The 25653-nt window shown below is 64.3% G+C and carries 17 protein-coding genes and 1 pseudogene; 9 read left to right on the forward strand and 9 right to left on the reverse strand.

The window, feature by feature from the left end:
* The first annotated feature begins 225 nt into the window (after positions 1–225).
* From DMX12_RS09630 to DMX12_RS09645, 4 genes are all read left to right on the forward strand, one after another.
* On the forward strand, positions 226–4050 hold the full coding sequence (locus DMX12_RS09630) for a dermonecrotic toxin domain-containing protein (RefSeq protein WP_110677248.1): 3825 nt from the start codon (positions 226–228) through the stop codon (positions 4048–4050).
* Positions 4051–4194: 144 nt separating this feature from the next.
* A complete protein-coding gene (locus tag DMX12_RS09635) occupies positions 4195–5814 on the forward strand; it encodes an NADP-dependent glyceraldehyde-3-phosphate dehydrogenase (protein WP_029887123.1) in 1620 nt (539 codons plus the stop codon).
* Between the two features lie 155 nt (positions 5815–5969).
* Positions 5970–7151: a hypothetical protein gene (locus DMX12_RS09640; RefSeq protein WP_110677249.1), complete on the forward strand. Its 1182-nt coding sequence runs from the start codon at positions 5970–5972 to the stop codon at positions 7149–7151.
* A 99-nt stretch (positions 7152–7250) separates the two neighbouring features.
* Positions 7251–10019, forward strand: coding sequence for an amino acid adenylation domain-containing protein (locus DMX12_RS09645; RefSeq protein ID WP_110677251.1), 2769 nt, complete (start codon positions 7251–7253; stop codon positions 10017–10019).
* On the opposite strand, the gene DMX12_RS09650 is transcribed toward DMX12_RS09645, so the two are convergent.
* The gene (locus DMX12_RS09650) at positions 10016–10495 is read right to left on the reverse strand and encodes an isochorismatase family protein (protein ID WP_054903815.1); all 480 of its coding nucleotides are present in this window, start codon (positions 10493–10495) and stop codon (positions 10016–10018) included. The genes DMX12_RS09645 and DMX12_RS09650 overlap by 4 nt on opposite strands.
* A 178-nt stretch (positions 10496–10673) precedes the next feature.
* On the opposite strand from DMX12_RS09650, the gene DMX12_RS09655 reads away from it, so the two are divergent.
* Both DMX12_RS09655 and DMX12_RS29915 read left to right on the forward strand, forming a co-directional pair.
* Positions 10674–11537, forward strand: a complete 864-nt coding sequence (locus DMX12_RS09655) for a sensor domain-containing diguanylate cyclase (RefSeq protein WP_110677253.1) — start codon at positions 10674–10676, stop codon at positions 11535–11537.
* Between the two features lie 6 nt (positions 11538–11543).
* A pseudogene (locus DMX12_RS29915) lies at positions 11544–11657 on the forward strand (class I SAM-dependent methyltransferase); the annotation flags it as partial.
* A gap of 25 nt (positions 11658–11682) precedes the next feature.
* Here the strand turns inward: DMX12_RS29915 and quiC are convergent.
* Positions 11683–13590, reverse strand: coding sequence for a 3-dehydroshikimate dehydratase QuiC (gene quiC / locus DMX12_RS09665; RefSeq protein ID WP_054912277.1), 1908 nt, complete (start codon positions 13588–13590; stop codon positions 11683–11685).
* Between the two features lie 291 nt (positions 13591–13881).
* Between quiC and DMX12_RS09675 the strand changes: the two genes are divergently transcribed.
* Positions 13882–15255 (forward strand): MFS transporter, encoded by a 1374-nt coding sequence (locus DMX12_RS09675; protein ID WP_029885538.1) that lies wholly within the window; start codon positions 13882–13884, stop codon positions 15253–15255.
* A 33-nt stretch (positions 15256–15288) separates the two neighbouring features.
* On the opposite strand, the gene DMX12_RS09680 is transcribed toward DMX12_RS09675, so the two are convergent.
* The 4 genes from DMX12_RS09680 to tam form a co-directional block, all read right to left on the reverse strand.
* A complete protein-coding gene (locus DMX12_RS09680; protein WP_110677255.1) occupies positions 15289–16701 on the reverse strand; it encodes a DOPA decarboxylase in 1413 nt (470 codons plus the stop codon).
* 164 nt (positions 16702–16865) lie between these two features.
* Complete coding sequence (locus DMX12_RS09685; protein WP_110677257.1) at positions 16866–17810, reverse strand: LysR family transcriptional regulator; 945 nt, start codon at positions 17808–17810, stop codon at positions 16866–16868.
* 115 nt (positions 17811–17925) lie between these two features.
* The gene (locus tag DMX12_RS09690) at positions 17926–18636 is read right to left on the reverse strand and encodes a YebC/PmpR family DNA-binding transcriptional regulator (RefSeq protein WP_009685578.1); all 711 of its coding nucleotides are present in this window, start codon (positions 18634–18636) and stop codon (positions 17926–17928) included.
* Between the two features lie 153 nt (positions 18637–18789).
* The gene (gene tam, locus DMX12_RS09695) at positions 18790–19566 is read right to left on the reverse strand and encodes a trans-aconitate 2-methyltransferase (protein ID WP_110677259.1); all 777 of its coding nucleotides are present in this window, start codon (positions 19564–19566) and stop codon (positions 18790–18792) included.
* A 111-nt stretch (positions 19567–19677) separates the two neighbouring features.
* On the opposite strand from tam, the gene DMX12_RS09700 reads away from it, so the two are divergent.
* Complete coding sequence (locus tag DMX12_RS09700) at positions 19678–19857, forward strand: hypothetical protein (RefSeq protein ID WP_110677261.1); 180 nt, start codon at positions 19678–19680, stop codon at positions 19855–19857.
* A 3-nt stretch (positions 19858–19860) separates the two neighbouring features.
* On the opposite strand, the gene DMX12_RS09705 is transcribed toward DMX12_RS09700, so the two are convergent.
* Positions 19861–21273, reverse strand: coding sequence for an amino acid permease (locus DMX12_RS09705; RefSeq protein WP_009685581.1), 1413 nt, complete (start codon positions 21271–21273; stop codon positions 19861–19863).
* 325 nt (positions 21274–21598) lie between these two features.
* Between DMX12_RS09705 and DMX12_RS09710 the strand changes: the two genes are divergently transcribed.
* Complete coding sequence (locus DMX12_RS09710) at positions 21599–23023, forward strand: PLP-dependent aminotransferase family protein (protein ID WP_054912274.1); 1425 nt, start codon at positions 21599–21601, stop codon at positions 23021–23023.
* 338 nt (positions 23024–23361) lie between these two features.
* Here DMX12_RS09710 and DMX12_RS09715 read toward each other — a convergent pair whose 3' ends face one another.
* Together DMX12_RS09715 and DMX12_RS09720 are read right to left on the reverse strand one after the other, a co-directional pair.
* Positions 23362–24384 carry a histone deacetylase family protein gene (locus DMX12_RS09715; protein ID WP_110677263.1) on the reverse strand — a complete coding sequence of 341 codons (1023 nt, stop codon included), beginning with the start codon at positions 24382–24384 and terminating at the stop codon, positions 23362–23364.
* The gene (locus tag DMX12_RS09720) at positions 24384–25625 is read right to left on the reverse strand and encodes a Zn-dependent hydrolase (RefSeq protein WP_110677265.1); all 1242 of its coding nucleotides are present in this window, start codon (positions 25623–25625) and stop codon (positions 24384–24386) included. The genes DMX12_RS09715 and DMX12_RS09720 overlap by 1 nt, the downstream gene beginning before the upstream one ends.
* Positions 25626–25653 lie beyond the last annotated feature (28 nt).

Below are 25653 nucleotides of genomic sequence, written 5' to 3' on the forward strand. Positions count from 1 at the left end.
CACAGTAACTTCACATTCAGTAACAATTTAAGGTGGGCGAAATCACTTTGGCAAGTGGCACTTGGCTGGTATTTGTCTGAATTATTCTGGCGTCAAATTTCCTGCCGCCACTGCGTTAAGTTGCGACAGATTGCTATAAGCGTGCCGACATCACGATAACCGGTTACCACTTCGCTATCGATAACTGGCGTTTGATGCCTTCTTTGCATAAAGAGGTGCATCATCATGATAGGCAACAATCCACACCACGCCCTGCTCGCGGCACAACTGCCGCATTGGGCACGCCGTGCCAACCCCGGGCAATGGGGCGCTTTTCAGGCCAGTCAACATGCCCCGTGGCAGTTGCAGGACTGGTTCGACAATGCCGCACCCGACCTGCGCGAGGCGGTTTGCGCCAGCCAGAACCAGTTGCTGCGTGCGCAAGCAGCGTTGGCAAAGGCGCTTAAAGGGCTCAAGCAGATCAGTGAGTTTGCCGAGCCACTGCTAAAAGGCCGCCTGGCAGAACATGGGCTGGACACGCCCTTGCTCCATACCCAACTACTGCGGGTCGAGCATGATTGGCATTGGCTGGGGCTGCGTCATCTTTACAGCCATCGTCGCGATAGCCTGCTGCAGGCTGCCCTGCAGAACTTCGCCGATGATGAAACCTTCACCCCCGAAAGTGCCATTGCCCTGGGTAGTGATATACAGGTGGTTGCAGTTGAAGTACCCGGCACGGTACCGATTGGCATGCAAGCGCCCCCAGCACATTTCACCCTGCGGTCCGAGCGCTATCTGGTGAAGCGCCTGCCGCTGGCACCCCAGGCATTCGCGGCGCTGTGCCGGGAGCTGGACCTGGGCGGCACCTACCAGACCCACCTGGACCAGCAGTTGGCCCGGCCCGAAACCCGGGCACTGGCTGTGCGCGCGCAGCAAGCACGCTTGCGCCTGGCCGCCGACCTGGCCTACCTGCGGCACCTGCTGGACGGGGCCTCACGGGACGAAATCCAGCGGCTGCTGCAAGGGCACCCCGTGCAATGTTGGCAGCTGGCGCTGTTCGGCATCACCCTGCACGAGGTCATGCTGATCGATGCCGGCGCGCACGGGCTGGTGTTGCATATGCCGGGCCACGAACCGGCCCTGCACCCGTGCAGTGACCTGGCGGCGGTGCACGCCACACTGGCAACCCTGCTGGTGGAACCCGCTGAACGCCAGGCATTCGCCGCCTACATCCGGCAGGATGAACAGGCGCACTTCTTCGACATGCTGCAGCAGAACCTGGATGCGGCCGGCAACACCGCCTTCGACCGCCCATGGCCACGCGCAGCGCAGGCTGACCTGCGCCTGACCCGCCAGGCGATCACGAGCGAACCGTTCGGCTACTGCCATGACCAGTATCTGCTGCGTCTCAAGCATGAGGCCAGCCTGCTGGCCGTGCCCACCGCAGCAGCGGACGCCAGCGCCAGGGCCAGGCGGCTCGAAGCGTGGGAAAACCTGGGCTGGGACGCGCTCAATGCCGCCGCATTCTTCGTGCCCGGTGTCGGCACCTTGATGCTGGCGGTGACCGCCTGCCAACTGCTGGGTGAAGTGGTGGAAGGCTACGAGGACTGGCAAGCAGGCGACCGCCAGCTGGCCCTGCGACACCTCGAAGCGATTGGCCTGAACCTGGCCCTGCTCGGTGGCTTCGTGGCGGCGGGCCAGGCGCTGCCCAAACTGTTCGACAGCCCCTTGATGGACAGCTTGCAGGAGGTGCGCAGCAATGATGGGCGCTACCGGCTGTGGAACCAGGACCTGGCACCTTACCGCAGTGACGTGCAACTGCCGGCCGACGTGCATGCCAATGCCCAGGGCCAGTACCTGCATGAGGGGCGCCTGTTCATCCGCATGGACCGCCACCTCTACGAACAACGCTTCGATGACGCCCGGCAACAATGGCGCATCGTTCATCCGCAAGCAGCCGAAGCCTGGCAGCCGCCACTGGAGCACAACACCCAAGGCGCCTGGCGCGGCGAACACGAGCAACCCGGTGATTGGGCGCTGGAGACAAGCATACGCCGCCTGGGCGAGGCCTATGCCGCCTTTACCCCAGAGCAGGTCGAACAAGCCGGCCGCATCTGCGGCATCGACAGCGAGCAGCTGCGCCAGGTGCATGTCGAAGGGCTGCCACCGCCCCCGCTGCTGCTCGACACCCTGCAACGCCTGAATGCGCAAGCCGCGGTGCAGGCCCTTGGCGACAGCGCACCGCCTGGGCTTTTCCGGCATCTTTACCAGGGTAATGGCGCGGTAGCGCCGGCGGTGCAGCAGTTGCTCGACACCTACCCACGGCTAACGTCCATCCTGGCCCGGCGCATGCTGATGCGCTTGAACGCCGCCGACACCGCTGCCTGGCAAGCGCATGGCAAGCTCCCTGCGTGGTTTGGCATGCAGCTGCGACAGCTGGACAGTGAATTGCCGCTGGTGCGTGCCCTCGAGGGTGTGGTGCAACCGGCGTTTGCCAATGACGACAGCGAACGGTTGTTGTTCAGTGCACTCGACGCTCTGCCAGGCTGGCCCCGCGACCTGAGCCTGCAACTGCGCGCAGCCAGCCCTCAAGGGCCGCTGCTGGCACGGGTTGGCAGTGAACACGCCAGCCTGCACAGCCGGGTCATCAAGTCGGCCGAAGGCTACGAAGCTGACCTGGGTCAGCGACCTGCCCCGGCAAAACGGGATCGTGACCTTTGCCGTGCAGTGGCGCAGGCGCTGCCTGCGCATGCCCGGCAATCCCTGGGTACGGCTGCCGACGGCAATGCCTTACGCGAGCACCTGCTGGGCTGGGTTGCCGAACACCGGCAGACCCTGCCACAGCGCCTGTGGGGGCCGCGGGCCGTGCGGCCCAGGCCAACGGGTGGCTTGCGCGGCGGTCGCCCGCTGGCGCCGCTTGCGCCTGAGCCCCGGCAAACCGGTTCGGTAGAAGGCGCTTATCGGCGGATCTACCCCAATGCCAGCGATGCCGAAATCCAGGCCTGGCTGGGCCATGACGAGGACGAGCCATTGGCCGACGACCTGAGCTCGACCACCCAACGCCTGCGCGATCTGCACCAGCGTCTGCAAGACCTGCGCGGTGACCTGCAACGCTGGGTGCAGGCAGACTCTGCGCGCGCAGCGCAGCGCCAGCCCGCGGTACGCCCATTGGTCAACGCCTGGCGGCGCCTTTCAACCCTGCCTTTTGCCGCCACGGGGCGCATGTACAGCCTTGAGCTTTCCGGCCTGGGGCTGAACGACGAGGACCTGGCAAGCCTGGCGCTGCCGGATGATTTCGCTCATATCGAGCATCTTTCGCTCAGCCAGAACAGTGAGTTGAGCCACCTGCCGGCAACGCTTGCGCAGCGCTTCCCCAACCTCAAGCGCCTGATACTGTCGGATTGCCGCTTCGACCGTGTACCGCGCCTGCCCCAGCCGTGGCAATTGCACTGGCTGGACCTGGACAGCAACCGCATTACCTGGGATGCCAATGCCCAGCGAACACTGGACCGCTACACGCGGCTGGTGCAACTGGACCTGTCGGACAACCCGCTGATCAGCGCACCGGACCTGCGCAATCTTGCGCAACTGAAAACCTTGTTCCTGTCCGGTTGCAGCCTCGTCGAGCTGCCGCAAGGCCTGGACCAGATCAGCGAACCGTTCGTGCTGGACCTGGCTTCCAACCAGTTCCAGCACCTGCCTGCAAACTTCGCGGTCACCCGGCCTGTCGCCGATGCCTTGCGCCTTGAAAGCGAGTGGCTGGGCGCGCCCGTGCGGGCTCAGATCGATGCCTACAACGCCGCGCACCAGGTCGACCTGCTGGTCAGCGAAAGCGACTACCTGGATTTCTTCGACGAAACAGGCCCCGACGAAGCGGCGCTGTGGCAGCGCCTGCCGCTGCCGTACCGCCGTGACCTCAGGGCATTGCTGGACATGGAGCCATTCCAGTCTCAACCGCAGCATGCACGCGTGGAGTTCTGGCGGCGGCTGGCCGTGCTCGACGCCGATCCGGCGCTGCGCCAGCAAGGCCTGATGCGCCCGGCCCAGGCACTGTTCACCCTGGCGCTCTGAGCAATCCGCAGCGCCTGGTCGAACAACCAGGCGCTGCGCTCACGGGTGTACCACACTGGTGTTTTTCCCGGCGCCGGTGCATGCTCAGTGCTGAAGCGATTCACCTGGCTTGAAATCCGCCCTGTAACGTGAGGTGCAGTAACCATGGACCGTCTGCTCGATTCACTCTTCCCCACCGCTGATAGCATCCCGGAAACCTGGCGCCTGGGGGGCCCACTGGAACAACGCGAATACCTGGTCAACGGGCAACTGCGACGCTGGGAAGGCCCGCTGGCCACGGTGCGCAGCCCCGTGTGGCTCAAGCAGGGTGACGAGGAACAGCAGGTCATACTGGGCAGCGCACCCTTGCTCGATGCCGATACCGCCCTCACCGCCCTCGATGCCGCCGTGCAGGCCTACGACAAGGGCCGTGGCGCCTGGCCGAACATGCGGGTGGCCGAGCGTATCCAGCACGTGGAGACCTTCCTCGCCCGTATGCGCGAACAGCGCCAGGCGGTGGTCAAGTTGCTGATGTGGGAGATCGGCAAGAACCTCAAGGACTCGGAAAAGGAATTCGACCGTACCTGCGACTACATCGTCGATACCATCAACGCCCTCAAAGACCTCGACCGCCGCTCCAGCCGCTTCGAACTGGAACAAGGCACGCTGGGCCAGATTCGCCGGGCCCCGCTTGGCGTGGCGCTGTGCATGGGCCCCTACAACTACCCGCTGAACGAAACCTTCACCACGCTGATCCCGGCGCTGATCATGGGTAACACCGTGGTGTTCAAACCGGCCAAGTTCGGCGTGCTGCTGATCCGCCCGCTGCTCGAAGCGTTCCGCGACAGCTTCCCGCCTGGGGTGATCAACGTCATCTACGGGCGCGGCCGCGAAACGGTCAGCGCACTGATGGCCAGTGGCAAGGTCGACGTGTTCGCCTTCATCGGCACGCACAAGGCTGCCAGCGACCTGAAAAAACTGCACCCACGCCCGCACCGCCTGCGCGCGGCCCTGGGCCTGGATGCCAAGAACCCGGGCATCGTGCTGCCGCAGGTCGACCTCGACAACGCGGTCGAAGAAGCGGTGACCGGTGCGCTGTCCTTCAACGGCCAGCGCTGCACGGCCCTGAAGATCCTGTTTGTGCACGAGGACGTGGTCGAGGCCTTCCTCGACAAGTTCCAGCGCAAGCTGGCCGCGCTCAAGCCCGGCATGCCGTGGGAACCTGGGGTGGCCCTGACACCCCTGCCCGAGCCCGGCAAGGTCGACTACCTCGATGGCCTGGTCGCCGATGCCAGGGCCAAGGGCGCCCAGGTGCTCAACGAAGGCGGCGGCCACAGCCGCGGCTCGTTCTTCTTCCCGGCGCTGTTGTACCCGGTCAACCACAGCATGCGGGTGTACCACGAAGAACAGTTCGGCCCGCTGGTACCGGTGGTGCCCTACCGCGACCTGCAAACGGTGATCGACTATGTGCTGGACTCTGACTACGGCCAGCAACTGAGCCTGTTCGGCAACGACCCGCAGACCATCGGCAGCCTGGTCGATATATTCGCCAACCAGGTCGGGCGCATCAACATCAACGCGCAATGCCAGCGTGGCCCTGACACCTACCCGTTCAACGGCCGCAAGAACAGCGCCGAAGGCACGTTGTCGGTGGATGATGCCTTGCGGGTATTCTCGATCCGTACCTTGGTCGCCACACGCTTCCAGGACGCCAACAAGGAACTGATCAGCGACATCATTCGCAATCGCCAGTCCAGTTTCCTGACCACGGACTACATCTTCTGACCGCTCGCTTTTGCGCCTGCATGACCGATTCCCGGCAACAGGGCACCGCACCGGTGCCCATTGCCCAGGAGCATCGACTCGGCGGTAACCGAGCGGCCAGTTGAAAGCGGCAGCGCTTTGCTTGAAGCTTGAGGCTCGTAGCTTGGAGCTGCTTCATGCGAATCATCGACAAAACCGCGACCCAGGTGCGCAGCCTGACCCCCGCCGAAGAAGAGCTGCTGGTCGGCTTTGCCACCGGCACCCTGGGCGGCCCGCGCCTGCTGCAGGCCAACCAGCTGCTGATGAAGGTGCGCAATGCCAACCAGTGGCTGGCCTGCGATTGCCGTAACGACGCCTTGCCGGTGCTCAATGTCACGCTCAATGGCAACACCGGCACGTTGTTCCTGAAGAACAACCCGGGGACCGCCGAGCATGCGGCCGGTTGCCCCTTCAGCAAAGACGAGCGCGAAGCCGCCGAGCGCGAAAACGACCCCGCGCCACCCGCCGCCTGGCTGCCACCCGACACGCCCCTGCGGCTGATTGGTGATTTCCGTGCCAGCAGCGCTGGCGACGGTGGCGAAGGCAGCGAGCGACGCGCACAGCAGCGCCTGCTGGCGCTGTTGCTGACCTGGATCGAGACCAGTGGCCTGAACCTGTATGCCACGCACTTGAAGAAGGACCTGACCGGGCAGTTTGCCGAACTGCGCAGCGTGGCAAGCCGCTACCCGCTGCTGGAGCGGGTGCCGGCCAGCAACTACCTGGAAACCCGCCTGGACATGAAGCACATGATGATGCTCAAGGCGCGGTTGCGCGAAGCCAAGGTGTTCGGCAACCACCGCCGGCACGGCCTGTTGCTTGACTGCGTCGATCAGATCAAGGGGCGCAAGCTGTTCAACAACCGCAACGAAGACGGGTTCGATTTCCAGGGGCATCACTTGTACTGGGGCGGCAGCCGCACCAGCGGACCGCTGCTGGCACTGATGCTGTACTCGCCGACCAGTGCCGGCAGCCACTACTACGAGCTGATCCATGTGGCCAGCGTACCCGTGCTGTCCCGCGCCCACCTGTTCCCCGTGTACCGCGACGAGGAGCGCGAGCCGCTCAAGGCGTTGGTGTCGCTGGTCGACTGGATGGCCAGCAAGGGTGTGAAAGTGCAGATGCGCCGGCCGGTGATCGGCGGCGCGCTGGCAGACGAGTTGGTGATGACCTCGGATCAGGACCGGGTATTGTCGATATCGCTACTGGAGCAACCGCTGGGCCCCGAGCCGGACTCGGAGAACTTCAAGCGCTACGCCGATTTCAAGAGCCCGGAAACCTTCCGCAAGTTCGTTGCCGGGTTCTTCATGCGCGAACGCTGAACATCGCCTGTTGTTCGCACCCATTGGCGCCATGGGCCAGCCTGCACTAGCGTTGTGCTACCAGCCAGGCAAAACGTTCATGCGGAGCCCCAACCCATCATGCCGGACCTGCGCCCGAACCCGACGCTGTGCCTGCAGTACCGTGCCGAGCAGCCTATTCACCAAGCCTTCCTGCAACAGGCTGAGCGTTGCCCCGAAGCCCCTGCAATCATCACCGCGCACAGGCTTTGCACGTACGCCCAGCTGGCGCAGATCAGCCAAGGCATCGCTGCGTATTTGCTGGAAAATACCGTCAATAGCGACGACCGTGTGCTGATTGTTGCCGAGCGGGGCGCGGCGCTGGTCTACGCCATGCTTGGCTGCCTGCGCGCCGGGCGGGCGTTCAGCGTGGCCGATGCGGCCTACCCTGCCGCGCGCCTGCAGCAGCTCGCCAGCAGCTTGGCACCTCGGGTAGTCCTGCGCTGTGGCCAGGCACACGTCGAAGCAGCAGACGCCTGTGTGGTAACTGTCCCCCAGGACCCGGTCGAGGCACTGCATGCCTTTCACCGGCCAACGGCGCAACTGCCCGCGGTCAGCGCAGGGCAACCGGCGTACATCACCTTCACCTCGGGCAGCACCGGCGGGCCCAAGGCGATCGTTACCCATCACGCGCCGCTGGTGCACTTCATCGACTGGCATGTGCACCAGCACGGGCTGACCCGGGCCGACACGTTCTCGCTACTGTCCGGCCTCGGCCACGACCCGGTTTACCGCGATGTGTTCACGCCACTGTCGCTGGGCGCCAGCATTGCCTGCCCGGCCCAGGCCAGCCTTACCGACCCTGCACAGCTGGCCAGCTGGATTGCGTTGCACCACGTCAGCGTCATTCACCTCACCCCACCGCTGGGCAAGCTGATCGAGACCGGCGCGCAGCTGCAGGGCCATCTGTTCAGGCAACTGCGTTACCTGTTCTGGGGCGGCGATGCACTCAGCCCGGCGCTGTACCAGCAAATGCGTGCCGTGGCGCCGAATGCCGTCAACGTAAATTTCTATGGCACCACCGAAACCCCGCAAGCCATGGCGTACCACACGCTCGACCCGACCGCGGAACAGGCCCGGGTGCCCCTGGGCAAAGGCATCGCCGATGCGCAACTGCTGGTCGTGAACGCGGCCGGGCAACTGGTGGGCGAAGGTGAAACCGGCGAAATCCTGATCCGCAGCCCCTACCTGTCCCTTGGCTATTGGGGCGACCCGGCGCTGACCGAAGCCAGGTTCATCACCAACCCGTTCACCGGGCTGGCCAGCGACCGCTGCTACCGCACTGGCGACCTGGGCACTTACCTGGCCGATGGCAGTGCCTGTTTCCTCGGCCGGGCTGACGGCCAGGTGAAAGTGCGGGGGCACCGCGTGGAACTGGCGGAGATAGAAAACACCATCAGCCGCCTGCCTGCCGTCCGGCAGTGCGTAGTACTGGCCAACCATGACCACCCATTGCCCCGCCTGATTGCCTACTGCGTGTTGCATCAGCCCGGCAGCGCCGACGACCTGCGCCTGGCTGTCGCCCGCCAGTTGCCGGACTACATGGTGCCGGCACTGTTCATCTTCGTGCAGGCCATACCGCTCACCCCGAACGGCAAGGTCGACAAACGCGCCCTGCCCGCCCCGGTTCAAGCGCCGACCAGCCAACCCTCGTCAGCGCAGGCCGAGAAGCTGTGCAGCGAGTGGGCACGAATACTGCGGGTGCCGCGCCTGGACCCACGCTTGAGCTTTGTCGAGCTGGGCGGTGACTCGCTTTCATTCGTACAGGCGTCGAGGGTGCTCGAGCGGTTGATCGGCCACCTGCCAGACCGTTGGGAAAGCCTGTCGGTCAACCGCCTGGCTGAGCTCAGCGCACCGCATGAAGGCGGCTGGCGGGTCATGGAGATGCCAGTGTTCGTGCGTATGCTCGCCATCATCCTGATCGTGGTCGGCCACCTCAGCGGCATGACCCCTTGGCCGATCGTGGGCGAAACGTCGGTACTGTTCCTGGTCTCTGGGATCAGCCTGGCGCGTTTCCAGCTCAAGGCCATTGAAACCCGGGGGGATGCACGCACACTGCTGCCGTCCCTGGCCGCCATCGTGGTGCCGACCGTGCTGTATACCGCGCTGCTGCAACTGGTGTTCGACCGGGTGCATTGGCAATCGCTGCTGTTGGTGTCCAACTGGTTTGCGACCGGCGAGGTTGGCCTGTTCAACTACTGGTATATCGAAGTGCTGGTGCAGATGATCGTGATCATTGGCCTGGTGCTGTCGAGCAAGCGGGTACGCCAGGCCGTCAACGCCGCCCCGTTCCGCTGGCTGATCCTGGCTGCCTGTACGCTGGTAGCGGTGGATGTGTTGCTCAACCGCTGGGTGTTCGACGCCAGTGGCCTGCTGCACCGGGTGCCGCAATACTTCCTGGCGGTGATGGTGCTGGGCATGGCCGTGCACCATGCCGATACCCCCGCCCGCAAAGCGGTGGCCAGCGCGGTAGCGGTGCTGGTGGTCGCAGAACTGGACCTGATGGCGGTGGCCGGTATTGGCTGGCAGGCCGTCACCCACTATGTCGATATTGCCTTGCCGGCGATGCTGGCGCTGATCTGGCTGCGCGCAATCCCCGTACCCGCCTGGCTGGCACGTGCGGGTGCGGTGATTGCCTCGGCCACCCTGTTCATCTACCTGACCCACTTCCAGTTCCAGTCGGTGGCGGAGCGTATCGCCCCGAACCTGCTGTTCGAGGTTGCCTTGGCCATCGCCGGGGGCGTGGCGGTGAGTGTGGTCTGGAATACCGCCACGCGCTGGCTGCTCAGCCGCTGGCGCGCTGGCCGAAAAACGCGCGGGGATGATGACGGGGTGCAACGCGTGACCTAGCCCGCCAGTTCAGCCAGGACTTCAGCCGACGTGGTGACCTGGCGGAAGTGGTGCTGCCATAGCTCGATGCCAAGCTTGCCGGAACGGTCCAGCGAGGAGCCGACCGTCATGTCGGTGACCAGGGTAGGCATCAGCCCGGCATCGAACAGGGCAAAGCCGGCGGCCAGCACACAGGTTTCGGTCTGCAGGCCACACACCAGCACGCGCTCCACGCCCATTTGCCGGATGTGGGCGATCGCTTCGGCACTTTGCCCGTAGCCGTGCTTGACGAACACCTGGTCAGCCTCCACCAGGCTTTCGTCCTCTGCCGCCGGGTGCCAGCCAAGCTGGCGTGCAAACGGCGTGACCCGCTCGTCGTGCAGTTCGACCGAGGCTACGGTAGGAATATTGGCTGACAACCGACGCAGCCCATCGACCAGCCACTCGGGCGGGCTGAAGGTGGACTGGACATCGACGATTAACAACACCTGGCGCATGGGCGAATTCCGGCACGGGCAAAAGCGCGGAGTATAACGCGCCTGCACGGCTGCTGTGGCTGCCCACGCCTGGCTAGCGCTCAGGCACGGCCAAACTGCCCTGTAAAGGCTTGCCCCCCGGTCACATCCGGCGCTGTTTCAGCTATGATCGGGCATCCCGCCGAGGACGCCGTGAACCATGCCCGTAGACCTGCACGCGTTGTACCCCAGGCTGATCCACCTGATGCTCGACACGGTCTTCGTGGTCGACCGGGACAACCAGATCATCTTTGTCAGCGATGCCTGCGAAGCGCTGTTGGGCTACCGGGCATGCGAGCTGGTCGGTACCGCAATTACCGACTACATGCACCCCGAAGACCTGGCAACCACTCGCGCTTCGATCCTGCGGGTCATGAATGGCCAACCGCATTATGACTTTCACAACCGCTACATCCGCAAGGACGGTGGCGTGGTGCATATACTCTGGGCGGCCTGCTGGTCAGATGAGGCCCAGGCTCGCATCGGCGTGGCGCGGGACATTACCGCCCAGCACCAGGCCGAAGCCGAACTGCGCTTTCTGGCGCATCACGACTCGCTGACCCGACTGGCCAACCGGGCCATGTTCAACCAACGGCTCGACGCCGCCCTGGCCAGCGCTCGGCGGCATGACCGCCCATTGGCATTGCTGTTTATCGATATCAACGATTTCAAGCAGATCAACGATAACCACGGCCACAGCGTGGGCGACCGGGTACTGTGCACACTGGCCCGGCGCCTGGATAGCTGCGTAGCGGGCAGCGCGACGGTGGCGCGGATGGGCGGTGACGAGTTCACCGTGCTGTTGCCCGATTGCCCGTCAGCCGAGGTCGTGGCCACACAGGTGCAGCATATCCTGGCCGTCATGGCCGAACCGCTGGATGGCGAGTTGGCCGGGCTCCAGGCGCCTTCCTGCAGCATTGGCATCGCGCGCTTCCCCGAAGACGGCACCGATGCCGACATGCTGCTGCGCCATGCTGACGGCCACATGTACCGGGTCAAACGGCAACGCACCGCGGCAGGCTGAACACAGATGAACCGGCGCGACCCTGAAGACGCTTTGCTCGACAGCTGGCAGCACAATGCCCAGGCCTGGATTGACGCGGTACGCAGCGGCGCCATCGAGCGCCGCCGCAAGGTGACTGACGCCCAGGCTCCAGGCCACCGCGTGGTCAGAGCACTGGCTTGCGCACCGCGCCGCTCCGGGCTTTGGCCATGGCCGCCAGGCGCACCGCGACGTTAGCCGCACCGTAGCCGCTATAACCCCCCTTGCGCTGGATGATCTCGAAGAAAAAGCGCTCTTCGAAGGGCTCGGTGTACACGTGGAACAGCTCGCCACCCTGGGCGTCGCGGTCATAGAGCACGTTGTAGTAAGCCAACTCGCTGAGGAACTCGTCGTCGAAATCGAAGCGCGCCGCCAGGTCGTCATAGTAGTTCAGCGGAATTTCCAGCAACGGCACACCGGCCAGCTTGGCGCGGGCCACTTCGCTGAAGATGTCGTCGCAATCGAAGGCAATATGGTGCACCCCGGAACCGCGGTAGCTGGACAGCGCATGGGCAATGGCGGTGTTGCGGTTTTCCGAAATGTTCAACGGCAGGCGCAAGGTGCCGCACTGGCTGCGCAGGGCGCGGCTCTTGACCAGGCCGTACGGGTCGGGCAGCACCACCTCGTCGTCGGCGGCGAAATCGAACAGGCTCTTGTAGAACAACACCCAGCTGTCCAGCGACTCGGCTGGCAGCGCCAGGGCCATGTGGTCGATGCGGCGCAGGCCACCGGTGGCGCTCACGCTCGGGTCCAGGCTGAAGTCGGTGTCATACAGCGTATGCCCGGCGGTGCCCTGCTCTACCAGGTACAACAGGCTGCCATCGGGTGCGCGTACCGCCGGCACCTCGCACTCGTTGGGGCCGACCAGGCCGCGGAACGGCTGGCCACGGTAGGCAGTGGCACGCTTGAGCGCAGCCTGCTGGTCCTTGACCCGCAGCGCGGTGGCGCACAATGACGGGCCATGGGCTTCGAAGAAGTTGTGGCCAAAGGAGTAAGGCTCTGCGTTCAGTACGATGTTGATATCGCCTTGGCGCAGCAGCTGCACTTCCTTGCTGCGGTGCTTGCCCGCTTCGGCAAAGCCCAGCCGCTTCAGCCAGCTGCCCAGGCGCGCGCCAACGGCCTCATCGACCGCAAATTCCAGGAACTCGACGCCGTCATAACGACTGGCCGCGGGCGGGGTGAACAGTACGCCAGGCTCGATCGGGGTATTTTCCTGTTCCAGGCGCAGCCGGGTTTGCTCTTCCAGGTACAACAACGAGCGCAGGCCGTCGGCGGCGTTCTGCCGGGTGGGCGCTGCACGGAAGCCGTCATTGAAGATTTCCAGCGACAGCGGGCCACGGTAGCCGGTGGCCAGGATCGGCGCGAGGAAGCCGGCCATGTCCATTTCGCCTTGCCCCGGGAAGCAGCGGAAGTGGCGGCTCCACTCCAGCACGTCCATCGCCAGGATCGGTGCGTCAGCCATCTGTACGAAGAAAATCTTGTCGCCAGGGATGTCGCGGATCGCGCGCGGGTCGCCCTTCAGCGACAAGGTATGGAAACTGTCGAGGATTACCCCGAGGGCCGGGTGGTCGGCCTGGCGCACCAGGTTCCAGACCTGCTGGTAGGTGTTGACGTGGCGGCCCCAGGCCAGCGCTTCGTAACCGATACGCAGGCCACGCTTGCCAGCATGTTCGGCAAGCAGCCGCAGGTCGTCGACCAGCACCTGTTCATCGCCCAGGGCATCGGCCTGGACGTTGCTGCACACTAGCACCAGGTCAGTACCCAGCTCCTGCATCAGGTCGAACTTGCGCTCGGCGCGGTCCAGGTTTTTCTGCAGGCGGTCGCGGCGGCAGCCTTCGAAATCACGAAACGGCTGGAACAAGGTAATGGCAATACCCAGGTCGGCGCACATCTGCCGCACCTGGCGGGGGCTGCCGGCATAGTAGAGCAGGTCATTTTCGAAGATCTCGACGCCGTCGAAACCGGCGGCGGCGATGGCTTCGAGCTTTTCCGGCAGGGTGCCGCTCAAGGACACGGTAGCGATCGAACGCTGCATGGCGGGAGTTCCTTGTTGTTTGGAAGGCATACAGTGCCAGACAGGCAGAAAGACCTGTCACAGTTTATGGCACGATCGATTATTCGCAGGTAGAGTCGCTGCTTCAATCTCTTTGTACGGAATGGTTAGTTTTGCGTTCGATTATCGCACAAAACCCGTTTTAGCGAATTGCCAGTCAACTGGCCCGTGGTCAACATGATCCACAGACGCAGGCACACCGACCGCTGCCTCCTGCCTTGGCAAACACCCCTGGCGGAACCTGCGCAAACAACAATAACAACGGAGACAACGATGGCTCACTCCAGCTCGCAAGCAAAAAAAGCGACCGCCAGTGGATGGATAGGCTCGGCACTCGAGTACTACGACTTTTTCATCTATGCCCAGGCCGCTGCACTGATTTTCCCGCAGATCTTCTTCCCCAATACCGACCCGAAAATGGCCATCATCGCTTCGCTGGCCACCTATGGCGTGGGTTACCTGGCCCGCCCGGTGGGCGCCTTCGTGCTGGGCCACTGGGGTGATACCCGTGGCCGCAAGAACGTGTTGCTGCTGTGCATGTTCCTGATGGGCCTGTCGACCATGGCCGTGGGCCTGCTGCCCACCTACCACGACATCGGCTTCCTGGCACCGGCCTTGCTGGTGGTGCTGCGCCTGATCCAGGGCTTCGCCGTGGCCGGGGAAATCTCCGGCGCCAGTTCGATGATCATGGAGCACGCGCCCTTCGGCCGAAGGGGCTACTATGCCAGCTTCACCCTGCAGGGTGTACAGGCGGGCCAGGTCATGGCAGCGGCGGTCTTCCTGCCACTGGCGTACTTCATGCCCAGCGAGGCCTTCAATGACTGGGGCTGGCGCATTCCCTTCCTGATGAGCGCCATCGTGCTGATCGCCGGTTTCATCATCCGCAAGGAAGTGCATGAAACCCCGGCATTCGTGAAGGAAGAGAAACAGGACAAAGTGGCCAAGTCGCCGATCAGCGAAGCGTTCCGCCACAGCTGGAAGCACATGGTGCTGGTGATGTTCATGGCCCTGATGAACGTGATTCCGGTAGTCGCCACCATCTTCGGTGCGGCCTACGCGGTGCAGCCGGCCTATGGCATCGGCTTCGACAAGAGCGTTTACCTGTGGATCCCCGTGGTCGGCAACATCGTCGCGGTGCTGGTGATTCCGTTCGTCGGCAACCTGTCGGACAAGATCGGCCGCCGCCCGACCATGATTGCCGGCTGCCTGGGCTCGGGCCTGCTGGCGTTCGTCTACCTGTATGCGATCAGCATTCAGAACGTGCCACTGGCATTCATCACCTCGATCGTCATGTGGGGCATGGTCTACCAGGGTTACAACGCGGTATTCCCAAGCTTCTACCCTGAGTTGTTCCAAACCCGCTACCGCGTTTCGGCCATGGCCATTGCGCAGAACATCGGCACCATGCTGACTGCCATGTTGCCGGCGCTGTTCGCCCTGGTTGCGCCACCCGGCTCAGACAACATCCCGCTGGTGGTCGGTGGGCTGGCGTTCTTCATCACTTGCGTGTGTGCCCTGGCGGCCTACATTGCCCCGGAAACCCATCGCCTGGCGATGGAAGACCTGGGTAACCCGCAGGCCAAGCCGATGGAAAAGGAAGCCTATGAAGCCAGCCGCAAAGGCAGCGTCCAGGCGGTAAGCCACTGACAGGCGCGGGGCCGCAAAGCGGCCCCAGCCATTTCAGCCCTGAACCACGCCCTGCAAGCGCGCCCACAGCCGCTCCACATCGCCCCGCTCGGTCGGCAAGGCGCCGATCGACACCCGTACCATCCAGCGGCCATCCAGCGTCGCCGGGGTCACGTAGGCATCACCGCTGGCGTTGAGCCGCTGCGCCCAAGCCTGGGTGTACGTGTCCAACGCCTCGCCCTCCAGCCCCTGCGGCCGATGACGAATGCACAAGGTCTGCAACTGCACGGGCGCCAACAGCTCCCAACCTTGCGCAGCGCTGACCTGCCCTGCCAGCCAGCGGGCATTGTCCAGGTCGCGTCGCAGCCGCGCCTGCAACGCTTCCACGCCCTCGCTGCGCAACATGAACCACAGTTTCAACGCACGGAACCGGCGCCCCAGCGGGATGCCCCAGTCGCGCAGGTTCTTCACCTCGCCATCCACTGCCGACTGCAGGTAGCTGGGGTTGGTGCTCATCACTCGGATCAGGTGCTGCGGGTCACGCACGTAATAGATCGAGCAATCGAACGCCACGCCCAGCCACTTGTGCGCGTTGACCACCACCGAGTCGGCCAGCTCGATGCCGTCCCACATCCAGCGGCATTCCGGCAGGATCATCGCCGAACCGGCCATGGCCGAGTCGACGTGCAGCCACAGGCCGTGGGCCTGGGCAATTTCGCCGATCGGGCGCAGCGGGTCCACGGCTGTGGTGGTGGTGGTGCCGGTGGTGGCCACGACGGCGCAGGGCTGGTTGCCGGCAGCCAGGTCCTGCTCGATGGCTGCCTGCAAGGCCTGCGGGCGCAGCGCGTAGTGTTCGTCGGTGGGGATCAGGCGAATGTTGTCACGCCCGAAACCGGCCAGCAGCGCGGCCTTGTCCACCGAGCTGTGGGCGTGGGCACTGACATACACGATCAATGGCTTGGCTTCGGCCTGCAGGCCACCCCGCACCAAAGCGTAACCGGTGGCGCGTTCGCGCGCGCTGATCAACGCCACCAGGGTGCTGGTCGAGGCGGTGTCCTGGATGACCCCGCTCCATTGGCCGGACAAACCCAGCAACTGGCGCAGCCAGTCGAGGGTGGTTTCTTCCAGTTCGCTCAGGGCCGGGCTGGACTGCCATGACAGGCCCAGCACACCCAGGCCGGTACTGAGGAAGTCACCCAGTACCGAGGACAAGGTGCCATTGGAGGGGAAGTAGCCATAGAAGTCAGGGTGCTGCCAGTGGGACAGGCCAGGCATGAGCAGTGCGTTGACGTCGTCGAGAATGGCCTCGAAGGGTTCACCTTGCTGGGGGGCTTGCCCTGGCAAGGCGGCCTTGAGGTAACCGGGTTCGACCTGGGCCATGACCGGGCGCTCGCCCACGGTCTGGCGGTAGTCGGCGATCAGGTCGATCAGCTGGTGGCCGTATTGGCGGAATTGTTCGGGGGTCACGTGGGCTCTCCTTTGGGTCATCCGTAGCCTGTTATGGCCCTATCGCAGGCAAGCCAGCGCCCACAGAACAGGACGCTGGCCTGGACAGGGCCAGCGCAGGCAACACAATGCCCCCAGTCTAGGCGCCTATGCCCAGACGAATAACCCCATGTCACGCATAGTTGCTATGGCAAACGCGCATGCCCACCCTGCACGCCGAACTGCGACTGGCGCCACAACTCGAATACCCGGTTGCGTAACCAGCGGTGCTCGGCCGAGGCCTGCATACGCTGGTGCCACACCACCCAGTAACGCTGGCTATGGTCGATAAAGCCCAGCGGCCGCCAAGCCAGGCCATGCAAGCGGCTCAGTTGCTTGGCGATGTGCTCGGGGACGGTGGCCACGGCCTGGCTGCCGGCAACCACCTTGACCGTGGCACAGAAGAACGGCACCTCCAGGCTGACCCGCCGCTGCAGGCCCTGGGCGCGCAGGTGGCGGTCGATGAAGCTGTCCTTGTCGCCGCCACCGGAAATCCGCACGTGCTTGTGCGCCAGGTAGTCCGCCTGGCTGAGGGTGGCTTGCGCCGTCAGCGGATGATCGCGGCGCATCAGGCACACCGCGCGGTCCTCACCCAGCAGGCGCCCGTGCAGGTTGGGTGGCGACTCGTCGAACAGCGTGGTCGCCAGGTCGATCTCGCCGCTGGCCAGCAAGGCGTACTGGCCGGCCTGCCAGGTGCGGTATTCCAGGGAAACCCCCGGTGCTTCCTGTTCCAGCGCAGCCACCAGCAACGGCAGCATGTGTTCGGCCACGTAGTCCGAGGCAGCCAGGCAGAAGCGCCGCTCGCAGCGGGCCGGGTCGAAGACTGCAGGCTGACGCAGGGCCTGCAGCTCTTCAAGCACTTGCCGCAGGGGCTCGACCAAGGTTTCGGCGTGTTCGCTGAGCACATAGCCACGGCCTTGGCGGACCAGCAAGGGGTCGCCGAACGCTTCGCGCAGCAGGGCCAGCTGGCGGCTCAGGGCCGGCTGGCTGACGCCGAGGCGCTCGGCAGCATGGCTGAGGTTCTTCAACTGCAGCAGGTGGTCGAGGGTGCGCAGGTGGGCGAGGCTGAGGGAGGCGAAGGTGGGGTTCATCGGGTTCGGCTCCGGACCGCTGCGAGGGCTTCACCCTCGTTTCGCGACACAAGGCCGCGCCTACAGAAGCGGCCTTGCGACGCGATGGGCCGCAAAGCGGCCCCAATTGCACAGATCAGTCGGTCAGACCAACATAAACATTCTGCACATCATCGTTCTCGTCGATCGCTTCGAGGAACGCTTCAACCTCAGCCAGCGCTTCGGCGCTCAGGCTGGCCGCGCTCACCGGGTTCTTCGGGGTATAGCCGATTTTCGCCGAGGTCACGGTGAAGCCATGCTCGGGCAGGGCCTTCTGCACCGCGTCCAGGTCGGTAGTGTCGGTAATGAACAGGGTCGAGCCCTCTTCTTCACCTTCTTCGAAGTCCTGGGCGCCGGCTTCGATCGCGGCCATTTCCGGGTCGGCATCGCCTTCGGGGGTGGCTTCGATCAGGCCGACATGGTTGAAGTCCCAGGTCACCGAACCGCTGGCGCCCAGCTGGCCCTTGCGGAACAGCACGCGGATCTGCGCAACGGTGCGGTTGACGTTATCGGTGAGGCACTCGACGATCAGCGGCACCTGGTGCGGGGCAAACCCTTCGTAGCTGACGGCATGGTACTGCACGGCCTCGCCGTCCAGGCCAGCGCCTTTCTTGATGGCGCGTTCCAGGGTTTCACGGGTCATCGAGGCTTTCTTGGCCTGGACGATGGCCAGACGCAGGCGCGGGTTCATGTCCGGGTCGGCGCCAGATTTGGCCGCAATCTGAATTTCCTTGGCCAGCTTGCCCATGATCTTGCCCTTGGCATTGGCAGCTGTTTCTCTATGCTTGGCTTTCCACTGTGCGCCCATGTCGACTCTCTTTGTTTCAGCGGCCGGTTCAGGAAGCGACCGGCCAAAAGTGGGTGCAGTTTATACGCCCTCGCGCATGGGTTCGACAAGAAATCTCATCAGTCTCGATCCGCTTGCCTGCCGCCCTGGCAGCCGCCTGGCACTGAACTGCCCCTAGCGGGTAGCGATCACGAACAGCCTCGGGAACGGCAACAGCACCTTGCCATCGGTGGCCGGCGGATAGTCGCGCTGCATGGCCTGCAGGTACATCTGCAGGAAATCACCCTGCGCCCGCTCATCGAGCCTGGCCAGGTAAGGGCGCAAAGCCGAGCCTTTGAACCACTCCACCACCGCCTCGGCGCCGCCCACCAGCGGGTGGTGATAGGTGGTGCGCCACACATCGACCCGCGCGCACAGCGGGCTGAGCAAGTCGTAGTAAAAGGCCGCCCCGTGCCGGGGTGGCAGTTGCAGGTCGGCGAACTTCGCGGCCCACGGCCCCTGGCTGGCAATCTCGCGCAATTGCCGGTGGGCCGGCTCATCGAGGTTGTCCGGGGTCTGCACCGCCAGGCTGGCGCCTTCGCTCAACTGGCGCACCAGGTGCGGGTACAGCTTGGCATGCTCGGGCACCCACTGCAGCGAGGCATTGGCAAGGATCAGGTCCTGCGGCTCCGGGGCCGACCAGCCGCTGATGTCGGCAACCACCGTGCGCACCCGGGGGATGCACAAGCGCTTGCGTTCCCGGGCCTTGGCAATCATGTCCGGGTCGCTGTCCAGCGCCATTACCTGGGCATCGGGGTAACGTTGCAGCAGTACCTCGGTGGAGTTGCCAGGGCCGCAACCCAGGTCGGTGGCGTGGCGTACCGGGCGTGACGGCACGGCGGCCAGCAGGTCGCGCACGGCGCGGGTACGTTCGTCTTCGAACAGCGAATACTGGGTGGCGGACCAGGCCATGTGCAGCTCCTCCAGGCGGGTGATAGGTGGAGCATACGCCATGTGGCGGCCGGCGCGTTCGTTGCGGCACGCGCAATGAACTGTCTGGCTGGGTGCAGGGTCATCTGCTGTATGCGCACCCATCTGAAAACCTATATCGCCGTTGCCATCCTGGCCCTGATCGCGGCCGCCGCCCTGCTCGGCTCACCGTGGATGAACCAGGGCTTTCACATGCCCGCCGAAAAAACCCAGGCCCAACAACGCGAAACGGCCGGGTCCCCACGGGAGCCGGCCGTTTCCAAGCGCGAGTGACGCTTAGTGCTGCTTGCTGCCAGAGCGGATCTGGTGCACCACACCCATGGCCACCACGATGGCCGCCGCCACACCGGTGGAGATCACCAGGATCTGGTAGTCAGGCATGAAGGCCATGGTGACCAGTGCCGCCACGATGAAGGCGATGACCAGGTAGGTCAGCCAAGGGAACAGCCACATCTTCAGGCGCACTTCCTTGCCCTCGGCGATCAGCTTGCGGCGCATGCGCAGCTGAGAGAAAGCGATCACCAGGTACACCAGCAGGGCAATCATGCCAGTGGTGTTCATCAGGGTTTCCAGCACGTCTTTCGGGCGCAGGGTCTCGCTGAAGTTGATCAGCGCGCAGACCACGGCCACGGCGCACGAACCCATGATCGCGTACACCGGTACACCGGTGCCGGCGCGGGTGATCTTGAAGAACGACGGTGCATCGCCCCGCTGGGCCAGCGAGAACAGCATGCGCGAAGCGGTGTAATGGCCAGAGATCAGGCAGCTGCTGACCGAGGTCAGTACCACGAAGTTCATCAGCAGTTCGGCGTACGGCACGCCCAGCAGCTCCAGGGTACGGCGGTAGGCGCCATAGCCGGAAACCCCCAGGTGCGGGTCGTTCCACGGTACCAGGCAGACGATCAGGAAGATCGAACCGACGTAGAACAGGCACACCCGCCACACCACCGAGTTGGTCGCCTTGACGATCTGAGCGGCCGGGTCTTTGGCTTCGGAAGCGGCAATGGTGACGATTTCTGCGCCGAGGAAGGCGAACATCACCCCCAGCAAGGCGCCGATGACCGTGGTAATGCCGTTGGGCATGAACCCTTCGGCGGTGAGGTGGCTGATGCCACGCACTTCACCGAATTGCCAGACATTGGTTACCGCAGCGGTACACACGATCAGGAAGCAGACGATCGCGATCACCTTGATCAGGGCGAACCAGAACTCGAACTCACCGTAGTGCTTGACGTTGAAGAAGTTGACGGTGATCAGCAACAGGGTCGTGGCCAGCACGAACACGTTGACGCTCACATCCGGGAAGAACCCATGCAGGATCTTGCCGGCTACGTAAGCTTCCCAGGCCATCAGAATGACCCAGTACCACCAGTACAGCCAGCCAATGGTGAAGCCGGCCCAGCGGCCGATGGCGCGGTCTGCGTAAGTGGAGAACGAGCCGGTATCAGGCGAGGAAGTCGCCATTTCACCCAGCATGCGCATGATCAGCACCACCAGGATGCCGCCTGCCAGATAGGCCAGGACAGCGGCTGGGCCGGCGCTGTGGATCACGCTGCCGGAACCGACGAACAAGGCGCCGCCAATAACCCCGGCGATCGACATCATCGTCAGGTGGCGCGACTTCAGCGAGGCACTGAGCTTGCTCTCGTGCCCGCTTTTCGCGGTGGTGGTAGTGGATGTTGCGTCCATCAGTTGTGTACCCCGTGCTTCTTTTTATCCAAGGAAAACCGTGAAACCCCGATGGCTGGCGGTTTCACCTGTACATCAGTGCTAATGCGGGCAGGATGGTGTGCGCGAACACACGCAGGCCTTCCATGGCGGCCTGCTGACGCGCCCCAGGGCTGGCGCCTGGCGCGAACTGAACATGCTATTGGTGGCGATATCTGACACCTAATGTAAAAATGTCCGACGCAGAGAGCCATGCACAGTGGCATCAAACTCGCACTGCACTGTACAGGTCGCCTATGCAGTACACCCTGCAATTGCCTGGCGATACGCACCCTGAAGGCCCCGAATGTTCGAACTACATCCAGACTCCTCGACCCCGTTGGTGAACCAGATCATCGACGCGCTGCGCGAGCTGATCGATAACCAGACCCTCAAGCCTGGCGCCAAGGTGCCCTCGATTCGCGCCTTTGCCGCGAGCTACTCGGTGAGTACCTTCACCGTGGTCGAGGCATACGATCGCCTGGTGGCCCAGGGCTTGCTGGTGAGCCGGGGCAATGCAGGTTTTTTCGTCAACCGCGCGGCAGCCGAGCTGCTGGAGCAGCACAACGCCGAGGCCGACACCAGTCGACCAACGTTCAACTCCGAGTGGTACCTGCAACAGATCTTCGAGATCCGTCAGTTGCCCTACAAACCCGGATGTGGCTGGCTGCCCAACGACTGGATGTACGAAGAGGGCCTGCGCCGTGGCCTGCGCCAGGTGGCCGGCAGCCCGCTGGAACTGTCGGGGTATGGCGACCCCATGGGCCTGCCGGAGCTGCGTGCACTGACCGCGCAGAACCTGCAGCAGGAATTGTCGATAGTGGCCAACCCGGCGCAGCTGATGCTGACCCACGGCGCCAGCCAGGCGCTGGACCTGGCCGCACGCACGCTGGTCCGGCCGGGGGACGTGGTACTGGTGGACGACCCGGGCTACCCGAACCTGATGAGCATCTTGCGTACCCAGGGCGCGACGCTGGTCGGCGTCCCGCGTACCCCGGCGGGCTACGACCTGAACCAGTTGGAGCAGTTGCTCGCCCATCACCGCCCGACGGCGTTCTTCACCCAGCCGCATTTGCACAGCCCGACCTGCTCGCGCACCCCGCTGCCGCAGCTGCACCGGCTGTTGCAGCTGGCCAGCCAGCACGGCTTCCGCCTGGTCGAGAACAACCTGTACGCCGACATGGTCGCCGAGCCGCAGCCCTGCCTGGCCAGCCTCGACCACCTGCAGCAGGTGGTATACGTAGGCAGCTACTCGAAGAGCATTTCGCCCAATGTGCGCGTCGGCTACATGCTGGCCAACCCCGAGCTGATGCAGAAGCTGCTGCAGCTGAAAATGCGTTCGGGCCTGACCACATCGCAGGTGATGGAGCGTGTGGTCTATGCCGCGGTCATCGACGGCCGCTGGCGCAAGCACCTCAAGCGTCTGCGCCAGCGCCTGGCGGAGGCGCATCAGGAAGTTGGCCGGCATCTGCATCGATTGGGCTTTGAACTGTTCATTGAGTCCGACGAAGGCATGTACATCTGGACCCGCCATCCGGCGCTACCGGACAGCGCGGCATTGCTGGACGACGCGCTGGAGAAAGGCATCATGCTCGGGCCTGGGCAGTTGTTCATGGTCGATGCCAAAGCCACCGGCTGGATGCGCTTCAACGTGGCGTTCAGCACCGACCCGGCGATGTGGGAGTTGCTGGAGAAAGTGTTGGTCAAGCATGTGCGTCGGGCTGGGCTGTAAGCGATACCGGTCGTGTGAACTTGAGATCGAGCGCCGCCCGCGCGGCGCATCGCGAGCTGCGCTCGCTCCTACGTTTGTTTCGGGCCAATTATGCCTGTGGGGTTTGCGCGCGAACCATTTGGCGCATGCCTCAATATCGCGCCGTACAAACATGGCGGTCGCGCGCGCCTCTCCCAGACCTCACTGGCCCGAAACAAACGTAGGAGCGAGCGCAGCTCGCGATGCGCCGCGCGGGCGGCGCTCGATCTAACAGGCGCTGCATATCTTAGGGCAACCACCTGTCAGCCCTGATGCGATCCCTGTGGGGTTCATCCCCGAAATAAACAGCGTGGTAGCACTCACCGCCAATCCGCTATGTCAGCAAAAAACGCCCGAGCATTCGCCTCCAGGCTCTGCAGATGGTACCCGCCCTCCTGCACGATCAGGCATGGCAAGCGCAATGCGCGGATACGCTCGCCCAACACGGCAAAGCCCTCGGTCGTCACCGCCACCTTGCTCTGGGGGTCCAGCTCGTAAATGTCGAAGCCCAGCGACAACACCAACACTTGCGCACCAAAATCCTTCACCGCAGCCAGTGCGGTGTCCAGCCGGCTCAGGAAGTCCGCTTCGCTGGCGCCGTGGGGCATCGGCAGGTTCAGGTTGTACCCCTCCCCCTCACCACGGCCGCGCTCGTCCTCGAACCCGGCCACGCCTGGGTAGAAGTTGGTCGGGTCGCCGTGCACCGACACATACAGCACATCGCGCCGGTCGTAGAAAATTTCCTGGATGCCTTGCCCGTGGTGCATGTCGGTGTCGAGCACCGCCACCCGGCTGTAGCGGCCGCGCAAGGCCTGGGCAGCGACGGCAGCGTTGTTGATGTAGCAGAAGCCACCCGCAGCATCGAACCGTGCATGGTGCCCCGGTGGCCGGCACAGCGCGTAGGCCGCGGGCTCACCCTCGGCAATGGCCTTGGCGCCAGCTACCGCGCTCTGCGCGGACCAGTAGGCCGAATGCCAGGTACGCTCGCCTACCGGGCAACTGCCATCGGCCAGGTAGCGCGCGGCCTGGGCGAGAATGCCACGCAAGGCGTTGGGCTCACGCACGAAGATATTGGACATGACCTCGTCGCCCCAGTCCTCGGGCACTTCCTTCCAGCGCGCATGGGCTTCTTCGAGGAAGGCCAGGTAGGCCTCGCCATGCACCGCCGCCAGCGGCTGCAGGCCAGCATCCTCTGGCTGGCGGATGTCGAAGCCAAGATCCTTGGCAGCCCGCAACAGGCGCTGGGCGCGCTCGGGCACTTCCTGGGGGGTGCGCATGGCGCCACGCGAGTAGTAGCTGCGCGGGTGATGCAGCAATTGTTCAGGGTGGAAGTAGCAACGCATCAGGCTTCTCCTGGTTCGACACGGCCGGCGCGGGCCAGCACGGCATTGAGCAATACATCGGCACCCTGGCGGGCATCGTCGGGCAGCACATCCTCGGCTTCGTTGTGGCTGAGGCCGCCGACGCAGGGAATGAACACCATCGCCGTCGGGCAATAGCGGGCCAACAGGATGGCATCGTGCCCAGCGCCACTGACGATCGACTGCTGCGCATAACCCAGGGCATCCACCGCTTGCTGAACAGCGGCCACACAGTCCACGTCGAACGGCGTGGCCGGGCTGACCCAGTGCCGCTCGATGCGCACCTGCAAACCGCGCTGGCGGGCGATGGCCTGCAGCGCCAGGGTCAGGTCGCGTTCCATGGCCTCGATGGTTTCATCGCGGTGGTGGCGCAGGTCCACCGTGAATTGCAACACCCCGGGGATGGTGTTGCGTGACGACTTGGCGATGGTCAGCTCGCCGACAGTGGTCAGGGCCTCGGGGGCATAGTCTGCCGCCAGCCGCTCAAGCGCCTGAATCATCTGCGCCGCGCCGTACAAGGCGTCCTTGCGCAACGGCATCGGCGTGGTGCCGGCGTGCGCGGCCATGCCTTCGACGGTCACATCCAGCCAACGAATAGCCTGGCCGCCGCTGACCACACCAATGGCCTTGGCGTTATCTTCAAGGATCGGGCCTTGCTCGATATGCGCTTCAAAATAGGCATCCACCGGCCCGCCCAGCGGCCGCTGGCCAGCGTAACCGGTACGCTGCAACGCGTCGGCGACGCTGATGCCTTGCGCATCGCGTATGGCCAAGGCTTGCTCCAGCGCCAGGGTGCCGGTGAACACGGCCGAACCGAACATCGCCGGGGTAAACCGGGCGCCTTCCTCGTTGGTCCACACCGCGAGCTCCAGCGGCTTGCGGGTGCTGATGCCCAACTCGTCGAGGCGGCGCACCACCTCCAGCCCGGCCAGCACGCCGTAGACACCGTCGAAACGGCCGCCCTCCGGCTGGGTATCCAGGTGGCTGCCGATCATCACCGGGGCGGCATCGGGGTCGGTGCCAGGGCGGCGCGCGAACAGGTTGCCGATGGCATCCACGCTCAGCGTCAGGCCCGCTTCGCGGCACCAGTGGCTGAACAGCTCACGGCCAGCCTTGTCTTCGTCGCTGAGGGCCAGGCGGCAGCTGCCACCGCGTGCGGTGGCGCCGATTTCGGCCATGGCCATCAAGCTCGCCCACAGGCGTTCGCCATTGCTTTTCAACATGTGCAGGTACTCCAGAATGAATCGGTTC

It is taken from the genome of Pseudomonas sp. MB-090624 (assembly GCF_003205245.1).
In the GTDB taxonomy this organism is placed as follows: Bacteria; Pseudomonadota; Gammaproteobacteria; order Pseudomonadales; family Pseudomonadaceae; genus Aquipseudomonas; species Aquipseudomonas juntendi.

Excerpts from the sequence above, each read along its gene's own strand:
- DMX12_RS09630 (WP_110677248.1), top strand. The coding sequence starts at position 226 with ATGATAGGCAACAATCCACACCACGCCCTGCTCGCGGCACAACTGCCG.
- DMX12_RS09635 (WP_029887123.1), top strand. The coding sequence starts at position 4,195 with ATGGACCGTCTGCTCGATTCACTCTTCCCCACCGCTGATAGCATCCCG.
- DMX12_RS09640 (WP_110677249.1), top strand. The coding sequence starts at position 5,970 with ATGCGAATCATCGACAAAACCGCGACCCAGGTGCGCAGCCTGACCCCC.
- DMX12_RS09645 (WP_110677251.1), top strand. The coding sequence starts at position 7,251 with ATGCCGGACCTGCGCCCGAACCCGACGCTGTGCCTGCAGTACCGTGCC.
- DMX12_RS09650 (WP_054903815.1), bottom strand. The coding sequence starts at position 10,495 with ATGCGCCAGGTGTTGTTAATCGTCGATGTCCAGTCCACCTTCAGCCCG.
- DMX12_RS09655 (WP_110677253.1), top strand. The coding sequence starts at position 10,674 with ATGCCCGTAGACCTGCACGCGTTGTACCCCAGGCTGATCCACCTGATG.
- quiC (WP_054912277.1), bottom strand. The coding sequence starts at position 13,590 with ATGCAGCGTTCGATCGCTACCGTGTCCTTGAGCGGCACCCTGCCGGAA.
- DMX12_RS09675 (WP_029885538.1), top strand. The coding sequence starts at position 13,882 with ATGGCTCACTCCAGCTCGCAAGCAAAAAAAGCGACCGCCAGTGGATGG.
- DMX12_RS09685 (WP_110677257.1), bottom strand. The coding sequence starts at position 17,810 with ATGAACCCCACCTTCGCCTCCCTCAGCCTCGCCCACCTGCGCACCCTC.
- DMX12_RS09690 (WP_009685578.1), bottom strand. The coding sequence starts at position 18,636 with ATGGGCGCACAGTGGAAAGCCAAGCATAGAGAAACAGCTGCCAATGCC.
- tam (WP_110677259.1), bottom strand. The coding sequence starts at position 19,566 with ATGGCCTGGTCCGCCACCCAGTATTCGCTGTTCGAAGACGAACGTACC.
- DMX12_RS09700 (WP_110677261.1), top strand. The coding sequence starts at position 19,678 with ATGCGCACCCATCTGAAAACCTATATCGCCGTTGCCATCCTGGCCCTG.
- DMX12_RS09705 (WP_009685581.1), bottom strand. The coding sequence starts at position 21,273 with ATGGACGCAACATCCACTACCACCACCGCGAAAAGCGGGCACGAGAGC.
- DMX12_RS09710 (WP_054912274.1), top strand. The coding sequence starts at position 21,599 with ATGTTCGAACTACATCCAGACTCCTCGACCCCGTTGGTGAACCAGATC.
- DMX12_RS09715 (WP_110677263.1), bottom strand. The coding sequence starts at position 24,384 with ATGCGTTGCTACTTCCACCCTGAACAATTGCTGCATCACCCGCGCAGC.
- DMX12_RS09720 (WP_110677265.1), bottom strand. The coding sequence starts at position 25,625 with ATGTTGAAAAGCAATGGCGAACGCCTGTGGGCGAGCTTGATGGCCATG.